The sequence below is a fragment of the Niallia circulans genome, assembly GCF_007273535.1.
GTDB classification, from domain to species: domain Bacteria; phylum Bacillota; class Bacilli; order Bacillales; family Cytobacillaceae; genus Niallia; species Niallia circulans_B.
The window spans coordinates 1,050,931-1,063,539 of record NZ_RIBP01000004.1 but is presented as its reverse complement, the minus strand read 5'-3'; the positions used below and the strand labels follow the sequence as shown (position 1 = coordinate 1,063,539).

Annotated in this window: 12 protein-coding genes and 4 tRNA genes; all 16 read right to left on the bottom strand. The window is 37.6% G+C overall.

All coding sequences use genetic code 11. The annotated features are described in order from the left end of the window. Window positions 1-4: 4 nt before the first annotated feature. On the bottom strand, window positions 5-715 hold the full coding sequence (gene yycF, locus CEQ21_RS13305; RefSeq protein ID WP_185764928.1) for a response regulator YycF: 711 nt from the start codon (window positions 713-715) through the stop codon (window positions 5-7). A 492-nt stretch (window positions 716-1,207) separates the two neighbouring features. Continuing rightward, a tRNA-Phe gene (locus CEQ21_RS13300) sits at window positions 1,208-1,280 on the bottom strand. A gap of 39 nt (window positions 1,281-1,319) precedes the next feature. Further along, window positions 1,320-1,395, bottom strand: a tRNA-Asp gene (locus CEQ21_RS13295). 22 nt (window positions 1,396-1,417) lie between these two features. Continuing rightward, window positions 1,418-1,489: transfer RNA gene (locus tag CEQ21_RS13290), tRNA-Glu, on the bottom strand. Window positions 1,490-1,499: 10 nt separating this feature from the next. After that, window positions 1,500-1,575 (bottom strand) — tRNA-Lys (locus tag CEQ21_RS13285). Between the two features lie 171 nt (window positions 1,576-1,746). Next, window positions 1,747-3,039, bottom strand: a complete 1,293-nt coding sequence (locus tag CEQ21_RS13280) for an adenylosuccinate synthase (RefSeq protein WP_185764927.1) — start codon at window positions 3,037-3,039, stop codon at window positions 1,747-1,749. 256 nt (window positions 3,040-3,295) lie between these two features. After that, window positions 3,296-4,660, bottom strand: coding sequence for a replicative DNA helicase (gene dnaB, locus CEQ21_RS13275; protein WP_127738818.1), 1,365 nt, complete (start codon window positions 4,658-4,660; stop codon window positions 3,296-3,298). Window positions 4,661-4,798: 138 nt separating this feature from the next. Continuing rightward, entirely contained in the window at window positions 4,799-5,248 is a 450-nt protein-coding gene (gene rplI / locus CEQ21_RS13270) for a 50S ribosomal protein L9 (RefSeq protein ID WP_185764926.1), read from the bottom strand. Continuing rightward, a complete protein-coding gene (locus CEQ21_RS13265) occupies window positions 5,245-7,218 on the bottom strand; it encodes a DHH family phosphoesterase (RefSeq protein WP_185764925.1) in 1,974 nt (657 codons plus the stop codon). The genes rplI and CEQ21_RS13265 overlap by 4 nt, the downstream gene beginning before the upstream one ends. 303 nt (window positions 7,219-7,521) lie before the next feature. Further along, the gene (gene rpsR, locus CEQ21_RS13260) at window positions 7,522-7,758 is read right to left on the bottom strand and encodes a 30S ribosomal protein S18 (protein WP_182102925.1); all 237 of its coding nucleotides are present in this window, start codon (window positions 7,756-7,758) and stop codon (window positions 7,522-7,524) included. Between the two features lie 42 nt (window positions 7,759-7,800). Next, window positions 7,801-8,313 (bottom strand): single-stranded DNA-binding protein, encoded by a 513-nt coding sequence (gene ssb / locus CEQ21_RS13255; RefSeq protein WP_144454973.1) that lies wholly within the window; start codon window positions 8,311-8,313, stop codon window positions 7,801-7,803. A 57-nt stretch (window positions 8,314-8,370) separates the two neighbouring features. Continuing rightward, complete coding sequence (gene rpsF / locus CEQ21_RS13250; RefSeq protein ID WP_127738813.1) at window positions 8,371-8,661, bottom strand: 30S ribosomal protein S6; 291 nt, start codon at window positions 8,659-8,661, stop codon at window positions 8,371-8,373. A 146-nt stretch (window positions 8,662-8,807) separates the two neighbouring features. Then, on the bottom strand, window positions 8,808-9,959 hold the full coding sequence (locus tag CEQ21_RS13245) for a glycosyltransferase family 4 protein (protein ID WP_185764924.1): 1,152 nt from the start codon (window positions 9,957-9,959) through the stop codon (window positions 8,808-8,810). Window positions 9,960-10,209: 250 nt separating this feature from the next. Further along, the gene (ychF, locus tag CEQ21_RS13240; protein WP_185764923.1) at window positions 10,210-11,310 is read right to left on the bottom strand and encodes a redox-regulated ATPase YchF; all 1,101 of its coding nucleotides are present in this window, start codon (window positions 11,308-11,310) and stop codon (window positions 10,210-10,212) included. Between the two features lie 150 nt (window positions 11,311-11,460). Continuing rightward, complete coding sequence (locus tag CEQ21_RS13235) at window positions 11,461-11,658, bottom strand: DUF951 domain-containing protein (RefSeq protein WP_185764922.1); 198 nt, start codon at window positions 11,656-11,658, stop codon at window positions 11,461-11,463. Window positions 11,659-11,672: 14 nt separating this feature from the next. Next, on the bottom strand, window positions 11,673-12,533 hold the full coding sequence (locus CEQ21_RS13230; RefSeq protein WP_185764921.1) for a mechanosensitive ion channel family protein: 861 nt from the start codon (window positions 12,531-12,533) through the stop codon (window positions 11,673-11,675). Window positions 12,534-12,609 lie beyond the last annotated feature (76 nt).

The following is a 12,609-nucleotide window of genomic DNA, read 5'->3' as shown; positions in this document are numbered from 1 at the left end:
TCTATTACTCCTGTTCAGGATTACGCAAGTAATACCCTACGCCTCTTCTCGTTACAATCCAGGTTGGATGACTTGGGTTATCCTCTATTTTTTCTCTCAGCCTTCTCACAGTTACATCCACTGTTCTTACATCTCCATAATAGTCATAACCCCACACTGTTTGCAGCAAATGCTCTCTCGTCATTACCTGACCAATATGTTTAGCCAAATAATGAAGAAGCTCGAACTCACGATGTGTAAGCTCAATCATTTCTCCTCTTTTAGAAACGATATAAGCATCTGGGTGAATGATTAAAGAACCCACTTCAATCTCGTTTGATTCATTTTCTTCTTCTGAAGCAGCTGGAATCTGCTGATGACGTCTTAAGTTCGCTTTAACGCGGGCAATCAGCTCCCTTGTGCTGAAAGGCTTTGTGACATAATCATCTGCACCGAGCTCAAGTCCCAGTACTTTGTCAATCTCAGAGTCTTTCGCTGTTAGCATGATGATGGGCATTTCATACTTCTTGCGAATCTCACGACATACTTCCATTCCATCTCGCTGTGGAAGCATGATATCAAGCAGAACTAAATCTGGTTGAACTTCTTCTACCATTTCCAATGCTGCATTGCCATCATAAGCACAATGAACTTCAAATCCTTCTTTCTTTAAATTAAATTGCAGAATATCCGCAATTGGTTTTTCATCGTCTACTACAAGTATCTTTTTATTCATGCACACTTATCTCCTTCAATGTAATCTGTCTATTAGAGTTAGGTTATTTCAAGAGCTTGTTCTACTTTCTACTTTACCATTTTCATTTTATATATTCACTTTTTTTCTATTCTACTCTACTTCCACTATTTCATTACAACTATTCAGCAATGCTTGCTTCCCTATAATTTGAAAAACCCTCCAAAATAGAGGGTTAATAAATTTTCTATAATAATGAAACCTTTTGATATACTCAATCGTTTAATTAGATGTAGTTTCATTTTCCTTTTTTGCGGTTGATAGGCATTTACTTGCCTCTCACCGCCTTTTTTTATCTTTTTTGATTCAGGCCACTATAACTGCATAGCCATGCCTTCTATTATTTTAACACACTTCTAGCCCTTAGCCCGGTATCGTTGCATTATTGTAACGGAATTGTATTATTGTTATAATACTTTTTTGGGCAAATAAAAAAAACAACTATAGCAATTGTATAGTTGTTTTTTTAAAGGATGGCTCAGGACGGAATCGAACCGCCGACACAAGGATTTTCAGTCCTTTGCTCTACCGACTGAGCTACTGAGCCATATTAATATTTCTATATAATATACACATGAAACAAAAATGGCGGTCCCGACGGGAATCGAACCCGCGATCTCCTGCGTGACAGGCAGGCATGTTAACCGCTACACCACGGGACCAGATAAATCTATATATATAAAATGACCCATACGGGATTCGAACCCGTGTTACCGCCGTGAAAGGGCGGTGTCTTAACCGCTTGACCAATGGGCCATATTAGAAATGGTGAGTCATGCAGGATTCGAACCTGCGACCCTCTGATTAAAAGTCAGATGCTCTACCAACTGAGCTAATGACTCGCTATTATGAAAGATAACTTGCAGTTTTTTTTCTGCTTTATTTCGCTTCATTGGCGACGCTTTTTATATTACCATGCTTATTATATAGATGGCAATACTTTTTACAAAAAAAAATAAAAAAATATTTAGGAGCCGCTCTTAACAGCGGCTCCTTTACATAAAAAAACCTTTTTAGTTTTGTCTCCAAGGACTGTGAACAACATTTGTTTGGCTTCTGTCTGGTCCGACAGAGAAAATAGACAACGGAATACCTGTAAGCTGTGCAACTCTTTCTAAGTAATGACGTGCATTTGCAGGCAATTCACTTAGTGATTTGCAGCCAGTAATGTCCTCTGTCCAGCCTGGAAGCTCTTCAAATACTGGTTCACATTGTGCCAATACTTTAAGGCTTGCAGGGAACTCGTCCATTACTTCTCCATTGTATTTATAAGCAACACAGATTTTTAGTGTTTCAATACCTGTCAGAACGTCGATAGAGTTCAGAGAAAGGTCTGTAATGCCGCTAACTCTGCGAGCATGACGTACAACAACACTATCAAACCAGCCAACACGGCGAGGTCTTCCAGTTGTTGTACCGTACTCACGACCAACTTCTCTAATTTGGTGACCAATTTCATTATCAAGCTCTGTAGGGAAAGGACCATCGCCAACCCTCGTAGTATATGCTTTAGAAACTCCAACAACATGCTTGATTTTCGTTGGACCAACACCAGAACCAATCGTAACTCCACCAGCAACAGGGTTAGAAGAAGTAACGAATGGATATGTACCTTGGTCGATATCAAGCATTACACCTTGTGCGCCTTCAAACAATACTCTTCTGCCTTCATCCAAAGAATCATTCAAAACAACAGAAGTATCACAAACATAATGTTTGATCTGCTGTCCATATTCGTAGTACTCATCAAGAATATCTTCTAATTTAAAGCCCTCTGTCTCATAGATGCGCTCAAGAAGACGGTTTTTCTCTAATAGGTTACGCTCAAGCTTTTCTTCAAAGATTTCTCTATCAAGAAGATCTGCAATACGGATACCAATTCTAGCTGCCTTATCCATGTAAGCAGGACCGATTCCTTTTTTAGTTGTGCCGATTTTATTAGCACCTTTGCTCTCTTCTTCCACTTCATCTAATTTCAAATGATATGGCAGGATTACATGAGCACGGTTGCTTATTCTTAAGTTATCTGTCGTAACGCCTTTATCATGCAAATATTTCAATTCAGTTAGCAACGCTTTTGGATCTACTACCATTCCATTACCAATAACACAGATTTTTTCGCTGTAGAATATTCCAGATGGAATCAAGTGTAATTTATATGTTTCACCATTGAATTTAATTGTGTGACCTGCATTATTACCGCCTTGGTAGCGAGCAATAACCTCAGCATTTTCTGACAAAAAGTCAGTAATCTTTCCTTTACCTTCGTCTCCCCATTGTGTTCCAACAACCACGACTGATGACATATTCCCAAAGCACCTCCAAAGGTTACTATATTATTTATATTTATTATCAAACAAACCTATTTTACCAATTTTCGTATACAAAAGTCAACAAAACACGAACATTCAAAACAAGAAAATAAATTTATGTTCGTAATCATTCTACTAATATAGATTTTATTAACTGTTTATCAAGCTATCAGACTTGAAATATAGCTGTTTTTTTAAAAATAAAAAAAGCAGGTTGGCTTTTAAACAGCCAATCTGCTTTTTACTATGATTATGCGCCTGGTGGCATGGACGGATCATCAAAACGCCGTTCCAAGTTAACGAATTTATTATATTCCTTAACAAAAGCCAGCTGTACTGTTCCTGTTGGTCCATTCCTTTGCTTTGCAATGATAATTTCAATGATATTTTTGCTTTCTGATTCTTTGTCATAATAATCATCACGATACAAAAATGCCACGATATCTGCATCCTGCTCAATACTTCCTGATTCCCTTATGTCAGACATCATCGGTCTTTTATCTTGTCTCTGCTCTACCCCACGAGAAAGCTGAGACAATGCAATAACTGGTACCTGCAATTCACGAGCAAGCTGTTTAAGAGAACGGGAAATTTCGGAAACTTCCTGTTGTCTGTTCTCGCCAGAACGCCCACTTCCAAGGATAAGCTGCAAATAATCAATTAGGATCATCCCAAGACCGTGCTCCTGCTTTAACCTACGGCATTTAGAACGGATATCAGTAATCTTCACCCCTGGGGTATCATCGATGAATATACCGGCATTAGACAGGCTTCCCATTGCCATAGTCAGCTTGCCCCAATCCTCGTCTGTCAATGACCCAGTACGAAGACGCTGTGCATCAATATTTCCCTCTGCACATAGCATACGCATAACAAGCTGTTCTGCACCCATCTCAAGACTAAATATCGCTACATTTTCACCAGTAGTTGTAGCTACGTTTTGAGCAATATTCAAGGCAAAGGCCGTCTTACCAACAGACGGACGCGCCCCTACAATAATTAAATCATTTCGTTGGAAACCAGCTGTCATTTTATCAAGCTCTGCGAAACCTGTAGCAATACCAGTTATATCACCTTGGCGGTTATGCATAAGCTCAATATTGTCATATGTTCGTACTAATACATCCTTAATATTATGGAATGCCCCAGCGTTTTTTCTCTGGGCAACCTCAAGAATGTTTTTTTCTGCCTCGCTCAACAGCACCTCTACTTCGTCTTCCCGAGCATAGCCATCCTGTGCTATATCAGTAGCTGTCCGTATAAGTCTTCGCAGCAAGGATTTTTCTTCCACTATTTTCGCGTAATACTCGATATTAGCTGCGGTAGGAACAGATGCTGCCAGTTCACTTAAGTAGCTGACACCGCCAGTATCCTCAAGATTATTGCCTGCAGATAGCTCTGCAGTGACAGTTATAAGGTCAACAGCCTTTCCGCCATCGTTCAACTTCAGCATCGCTGTATAGATTCTTTGGTGTGCACCTCTATAAAAATCCTCAGGAATAAGAATTTCCGAAGCAAGTGTTAAGCTTTGTGGTTCTAAGAATATCGCCCCTAGCACTGCTTGTTCTGCTTCAATATTTTGCGGGGGAACTCTATCATGGAGCATTTCACTCATAAAATTTAAAACCTCCTTTATTGGGAGAGGATAACGTCAATATATACTAAAAGAAAAAATGTGATCAGGATGCCTGTATCACATTTTTTCAAACCTATTCTATTTTATCATGTTTAAAGATAAATGGTACTTCCAATATTAGCTTAATTCTTTTACATGAACATTAAGTGTAGCTGTAACCTCTTGATGAAGCTTAACAGCAACCTTTGTCACACCTAATGAACGAATAGCATCGTTCAAATCAATTTTACGTTTATCAATTTTAATTTGATGTTTTTTCTTTAACTCATCAGCAATTTGCTTGCTAGTTATAGAACCAAACAATCTTCCGCCTTCACCTGATTTAGCAGTAAGCTCAACTGTAAGCTTTTCCACTTTTTCCTTTAATGCTTTTGCTTCTTCAAGCTCTTCTGCTGCTACTTTTTCTTCTTTTTTCTTTTGTGCATTTAATGTGCTAACAGCACCTGCATTTGCTTCAACAGCTAGCCCTTGCTTTAATAGGAAGTTTTGCGCATAACCATCAGCTACATTTTTAACTTCCCCTTTTTTTCCTTTACCTTTAACGTCTTTTAAAAATATTACTTTCATTCCTTTTTTCTCCCTTCAAAATATTCATCAATTGCCAGCTTAAGCCGTGCCTCAGCTTCTTCTATTGTCATATCGGAGAGCTGTGTCGCCGCATTTGTTAAATGGCCGCCGCCTCGAAGACTTTCCATAATAATCTGTACATTTATATCCCCTAAAGACCTAGCACTTATACCTATCTGTCCATCAGCTCTTGGTGAAATAACAAATGATGCATAAATACCATCCATTGTTAATAAGGTGTCTGCTGTTTGGGCAATTAAAACATTATCACTATTTTCATTTCTTTGTGCCTTAGCAATAGCGATACCAGGTTTATAGAAAATGACATTTTGAATTATTTTGGCCTTCTTAACATAATTGCTGATATCTTCTTTTAAGAACTTCTGTACTAACACAGTATCAGCGCCTTGCCCTCTCAAATACGAGGCAGCATCAAAGGTTCTAGCACCCGTTCTTAATGTAAAGCTTTTAGTATCAACAATGATACCAGCTAGTAACGCGGTTGCTTCTAGCATTTCAATTTTAGCTGTCTTCGGCTGGTATTCCAACAGCTCTGTTACAAGCTCTGCCGTTGATGATGCATATGGCTCCATATAAACAAGCAATGGATTTTCTATAAATTCTTCTGCACGTCTGTGATGGTCAATGACCACAACATCCTCAATTTTATGGATAAGCCTTTCCTCAATGACTAATGAAGGCTTATGAGTATCTACTACAATTAATAAACTCTCATCTGTCTCCATTTCCAACGCTTGTTCTGGTGTAATAAATCTATCGTATAATGTCTCATGCTTTTTTATTTCCTCAAGAAGCCTTCTTACACCTAAATCAATCTCATTCGGATTAAGGATGATATAAGCTTCTTTCTTATTCATCTGTGCAATCTTATTAATACCGATTGCAGCCCCTATTGCATCCATATCAGGATGCTTATGGCCCATGATGAATACTTTATCACTTGCCGTTATCAATTCCTTTAGAGCATGTGATATAACTCTCGCTCGCACCCTTGTTCTTTTTTCAACAGGATTTGTTTTACCACCATAAAATTTCACTTTTCCATTTGGCTGTTTAATAGCCACTTGATCTCCGCCGCGGCCTAATGCTAAATCAAGGCTTGATTGGGCGATAGTTCCTAGCTCTGGAAGAGAGGAAACACCTGAACCGACTCCAATACTTAATGTCAGCTGAACATTCTGCTTCGAAGTTAGCTCTCTTACCTCATCCAAAATCGTGAATTTATCCTTTTCAAGATGTTGAAGGATATTTTCATTAAATACTGCAAAGAAACGTTCTGAGGATATCCGTTTTAACAATACACCGTTATCTGTTGCCCATTTATTTAGGATGGAGGTAACACTATTATTTAAGCTGCTACGCGTTTGGTCATCCATACCTTGTGTAAGATCATCATAATTATCTAAAAAGATGATGGCAATTGCTGTTCTTTCATCCTCGTAAAGCTTCTCTATTTCTGTCTGTTCTGTTACATCAAAAAAGTAAAGGAGACGCTCTTCTTTTTTATGGATAACTCTAAATTTACGATTATGAAGTGTGATAATTTCCGTTTCCACCTCTTGTTTTATAAGGGGAATAACTGATGGAGACACATCATACAAAGACCTTCCGACTAAGCTATCCTCTGTAAAGCTGTACGCTAAATATGGATTTGTCCACTCAATATAGTATTCATCATTAATGAGCATAATCCCTATCGGCATTTCCATTAATGCCTCTTCTCCAACCTTTTTCACACGGTAAGAAAGGGTAGTAATATATTCTTCCGTTTCCTTTCTTTGCCGCACATTCATCTGAATGATGAAATAGAAAGGAATAACAGAAAGAAGTAACCCTAAAATGGCAAATAGCCAATTATAAAAGGAGATGATACCAAGGAGGATCAGAGTTATGCCAATCAGACAAATTAATGGATAGCGAATTGATCCCTTTTCCAAAAAAGCAGGCAATATTTATTCACTCCTAATATAGTTAATTTATTATGTATACAGTTCTTTATGCCACTATTATACCGTATCTCGACAAATAAGAAAGAACGAAAAAATACTTATACATACTTAGTATTTCCACTAATTCTTCTATTCATAAACGTGATTTTAACACCCTCTTAGCATAAGAAAAATATAAAGATACCCTCCATGTTATTTTACTATTTTATACAAGGTCATTCAAACATATAATATCTTCTCAAAATCACTTTACCGTACAAGTATAAAAAAACACATTAGGAGTTAACCTAATGTGTTTTTTTATTATTCACCAGTTACGTATGGAAGTAAAGCCATAGTACGTGAACGTTTGATTGCAATAGTCAACTTACGTTGATATTTTGCACTTGTACCAGTTACACGACGAGGTAAGATTTTACCACGCTCAGAGATGAATTTTTTAAGAAGATCTACATCTTTATAATCGATTTGCGTAATGCCGTTAGCTGTAAAGTAACATACTTTACGGCGTTTAGCACGTCCGCCTCTGCGTCCGCCCATTGCCATGTCAATTTCCCTCCTTTTTTATTTTATTGTTGATTATCAGAATGGCAAGTCATCATCTGAAATGTCGATTTGACCGCTATTAGCAAATGGATCCTCATCCATTCTTGTATAATCATTATTTTTATTTTGAGGTCGCTGATTCTGATAATTATTAGAGCCTCCGAAAGGATTATCTTGTTCCCTTGGTGCACTATAATTCATGTTGTCATTTCTATTTCCAGAATTGCTGTTTCTAGGTTCAAGAAATTGAACACTTTCTGCTTGCACTTCTGTAACATAGACACGCTTTCCATCTTGTCCCTCATAACTGCGTGTTTGAAGTCTGCCGTCAACGCCAGCTAAGCTTCCTTTCTTCAAGAAATTAGCCACATTTTCTGCAGGTTTTCTCCAAATTACACAGTTGATAAAGTCTGCTTCTCTTTCACCTTGTTGGTTCGTAAAAGTACGGTTAACCGCAAGTGTGAAAGTTGCAACAGCAGCTCCACTCGGTGTGTATCGCAGTTCAGGATCCTTCGTCAGTCGGCCAACAAGAACAACACGGTTCATCATCAGTTTCAACTCCCTTCCATCATGTTCCACGTGAAACATGAATGCATTCTATTTTTATTATTTAGCTTCTTCTTTAATAACAATGTGACGGATGATATCTTCGTTAATTTTAGCTAAACGAGAGAACTCCTCAACTGCTACTGGTGCAGCGTTAACTTTCACAAGTTGGTAGTAGCCATCACGGAAATCATTGATTTCGTATGCAAGACGACGTTTGCCCCACTCTTTTGATTCAGCAACTTCCGCTCCATTATCAGCAAGAATACCGTTAAAACGCTCAACTAGAGCTTTTTTAGCTTCATCTTCAATATTTGGACGGATGATGTACATAATTTCGTACTTTTTCATCACTTTCACCTCCTTTTGGTCTAAACGGCCCGATTGGGCAAGGAGCAATTTATACATTACTCACAAGATGAAATTATAGCATATTGGGAATAGATTTGCAATGAATACTAAAAAGAATTGCTGAGAATGTAAATATTCATTTGCATTTATGCATAAATTCTTTGTTCTCCTCTGCTTTTTATTAGCACATCTTCATATTCTCCAATTAAGTTATCAAGAATACTTTCCCATGACTGACTTAATGCATATTTTCTAGCTGCTATGCCATATAAACTTCTTTTTTCATGATTTGCAAGCAACTCGATAATCGCCTTTGTAAATTCGTCCGCACTTTTTGCTGTACAAATTCGTCCTGTTATACCATCCTCCACTAATTCTTTCACCCCACCTGAATTAGAAACAATTGCGGGAGTTCCTGATGCCAATGATTCTAGTACAACATTGCCGAATGTTTCTGTAGTAGAAGGGAAAACAAATAAATCAGCACTTGCATAAGCTTCTGACAGCTCTTCTCCTTTTAAATAACCCGATAGAGTAACATTATTCCAATTAGCTGCTTTCCGTTTCCACTCAGGCAAACTAGGACCGTCTCCTGCAAGCAGCCAATGTATTTTTTTATTCCAGTTGGCAGGAACAGAGTCGATTATAGTTGAAAGTGTGGACAGGTCTTTTTCTGGAGCAAACCTTCCAACATACAAAAGAATAAACTCCTCCTGTATATTGTATTTTTGTCTGACAGCATGACTTGTAGCAATAGGGCGGAATTGAGTGCAGTCAATCCCCCTTCCCCATATGGATAAGGAGTGAAAGCCAAGTTCGGTTAGTTTTGATTTTGTTTCATTTGAAGGTGCAAAGGTTCTTAATGTGGACTCATGAAACCATTTTAAGTATTTATGAAAAACAGGCAGTAGCCAAGAGGCTTTGTAGTACTCTAAATACTGGTCAAAATGAGTGTGATAGGAGGAAACAACTGGGATATGAAGTCTTTTGGCACAAAACAGTCCATACAGACCCATCATGTATGGTGTAGCAATATGTATAATGTCTGGATTAAATTCTTGAACCTTAGCTTTAATTTTTTTAGGGTTAGCTAAAGCAGTTCTGCATTCAGGATACAAAAAGACTGGAATACTAAAAAACTGGTTAATGTTTGGATAAACCGGAGCATCTTCCACTTCAGGTGCAAAAATTTGATATTGAATTTGCCTTTTTTCTAAATGATCTGTTAGCCTTTTTAAAGAGTTAGCAACGCCATTGACTTGCGGAAAATAGGTATCTGTAAAAATTGCAATTTTCACCTAAGAATCCCCCTTTGGAACATGTATTATGATCCCTCTAAAGGAATGATAGCACCAGTTTGAAAGGGGCATGTAAACGCACTGTAAAAGTATCTTCCTTATCGCATTGTCGAATTCAGCTAATTATTCTTAAAGTATTTCCTAACTGTTTGCTCTCAACAGAGAGCTTATTTGTCGAATGAGCTAAAGAAAATGTAAAAACCGCCTTTAAAAGTATAAAGACGGTCTTGCACTCATATAAATTCAGTTATTAAACATTAAAGCGGAAGTGAATGATATCTCCGTCTTTAACGATATACTCTTTTCCTTCAAGACGAACTTTACCTGCTTCTTTTGCAGCAACCATATTACCACTCACAATAAGGTCATCATATGAAACAGTCTCTGCTCTTATGAAACCTCTTTCGAAGTCGGAATGGATAATGCCAGCACACTGAGGTGCTTTCATTCCTTGGACAAATGTCCAAGCACGAACCTCTTGAACCCCAGCAGTGAAATATGTTGCCAAGCCAAGCAAATGATATGCTGCTCTAATCAACTGGTCAAGACCTGACTCTTCAATTCCAAGCTCTTCAAGGAACATCGTCTTTTCTTCCCCTTCAAGCTCAGCAATTTCTTCTTCAATCTTCGCACAAATAACAATAACCTCAGCATTTTCATTAGCAGCAAATTCTCTAACTCGCTGTACATACTCATTGTTTTCTGTATCGCCGATTTCATCTTCGCCAACGTTTGCCACATATAATACTGGCTTAATTGTCAATAAGTGAAGGTTTTTCGCAATTTTAGCTTGCTCATCAGTGAATTCAACAGCTCTAGCTGGTTTTTCTTCTTCAAAAGCAGCTTTTAGTATCTCAAGCACTTCTAACTCAGCCAATGCTTCTTTATCTTTTTGTTTAGCCATTTTTCCTACGCGGCCAATTCTTTTTTCAACAGATTCTAAATCTGCAAGAATCAATTCTAGATTGATTGTTTCGATATCAGAGATTGGATCTACTTTTCCAGAAACGTGGGTAATATTATCATCAGCAAAGCAGCGGACAACCTGACAAATAGCATCCACTTCACGGATATGAGAAAGGAACTTATTACCTAAACCTTCCCCTTTACTTGCACCCTTTACGATTCCAGCAATATCTGTGAATTCGAAAGTTGTTGGTACTGTCTTTTTTGGCTGAACAAGCTCAGTCAATTTATTTAATCTTGGATCTGGTACTTCTACAATTCCCACATTTGGATCAATTGTACAGAATGGATAGTTCGCTGATTCTGCACCAGCCTGTGTTATTGCATTAAATAATGTAGATTTACCTACGTTCGGCAATCCTACTATTCCAGCAGTTAACGCCATAATGTCACTCCCTTATATTAAACCTGCTTCTATGTAAGCAGAAATTAGTTTCGTTTGTACTTAAACCTTTACCAATTATAGATTTAACCTGCAAAAAAGACAAGTAGCCTTGCTTATGCAGCAGTCTTTTTTCCATAAAAAAAGCATGAATTATTCTTCATGCTTTACTAACATTTTTTTCATTTTTCGTGAAAAATCCCTTCTTGGGATAAGAACACTGTGTTCACAGCCTTCACATTTAATGCGGATATCCATTCCCATCCTTATAATTTTCCAACGATTTGTACCACAAGGATGAGCTTTTTTCATCTCAACAATATCATTGATAGCAAACTCTTTCGGTTCCATATTTCCTCCTGAAATTATTCTGGTTTCGAGTACATCATTAATTTTGGATAAGGACTTTCAATCCCATTCTCATCGAGAACATTCTTAATTTCCTTCCTTAATGCACGAGCGACTGTATAATGCTGCATTGGCAGTGTTTCTGCGACAACTCTTATAACTACCTCTGCCGCCATAATATTTTCAACACCTAAAAGCTCTGGAATCCCAACAATTTGCTCATATTTTGCCGGCAATGTTTCGATAAGGTCTTTGATTACTTGTTCAGCCCTATCTATATCACCCTTATACGCAATACTGACATCCACAACTGCCTTACTGTTGTTTAATGAAAAGTTTGTTACTTCCATTATACTTCCATTTGGTATAATATTCACTTCACCAGTATAACTTTTAACTTTCGTTGTTCTTAAGCCAATTTCCTCTACAACTCCCTGAAATTGTCCGATTTGTACAACATCACCAACGGAAAACTGATCCTCAAAAATAATGAAGAAACCTGTAATAATATCTTTCACTAAACTTTGGGCACCAAAACCGACAGCTAAACCGACAATTCCCGCTCCTGCAAGCAAACCCTTCACATCAATATGCAATGTGCCTAGTATCATCATCAAGGCAATAAAGTAGATAACATATGTAAGGGTATTCTCCAGTAGTTTAACTAATGTAGCCTCTCGTCTTTCTGATATTCTAAGTGCAGAATGTGTTCTTACTTTAAAGATATTTCGTACAGCAATTTTGGCAACTCTTGTCACTACGATGCTAATCAAGATAATAACAAGAATCTTTAAAGCTCCTTGTCCTAAATTTATCCATATGTTTTCATCTGTCAGGACATCCACACTATCGTTCACTTGTTCTTCAATATTATTCATTACATCACCTCTGCTGCCTCTTTCTCCAACGCTTTAAAATACTTATGTCCAATTTAAATAGCTGCCTTTCATCTAT

Bases quoted from the DNA above. Each gene is read 5' to 3' on its own strand.
- ychF (WP_185764923.1), bottom strand. From the start codon at position 11,310: ATGGCGTTAACTGCTGGAATAGTAGGATTGCCGAACGTAGGTAAATCT.
- CEQ21_RS13230 (WP_185764921.1), bottom strand. From the start codon at position 12,533: ATGAATAATATTGAAGAACAAGTGAACGATAGTGTGGATGTCCTGACA.
- rplI (WP_185764926.1), bottom strand. From the start codon at position 5,248: ATGAAAGTAATATTTTTAAAAGACGTTAAAGGTAAAGGAAAAAAAGGG.
- rpsR (WP_182102925.1), bottom strand. From the start codon at position 7,758: ATGGGCGGACGCAGAGGCGGACGTGCTAAACGCCGTAAAGTATGTTAC.
- rpsF (WP_127738813.1), bottom strand. From the start codon at position 8,661: ATGAAAAAGTACGAAATTATGTACATCATCCGTCCAAATATTGAAGAT.
- ssb (WP_144454973.1), bottom strand. From the start codon at position 8,313: ATGATGAACCGTGTTGTTCTTGTTGGCCGACTGACGAAGGATCCTGAA.
- yycF (WP_185764928.1), bottom strand. From the start codon at position 715: ATGAATAAAAAGATACTTGTAGTAGACGATGAAAAACCAATTGCGGAT.
- dnaB (WP_127738818.1), bottom strand. From the start codon at position 4,660: ATGAGTGAAATGCTCCATGATAGAGTTCCCCCGCAAAATATTGAAGCA.
- CEQ21_RS13280 (WP_185764927.1), bottom strand. From the start codon at position 3,039: ATGTCATCAGTCGTGGTTGTTGGAACACAATGGGGAGACGAAGGTAAA.
- CEQ21_RS13235 (WP_185764922.1), bottom strand. From the start codon at position 11,658: ATGGAACCGAAAGAGTTTGCTATCAATGATATTGTTGAGATGAAAAAA.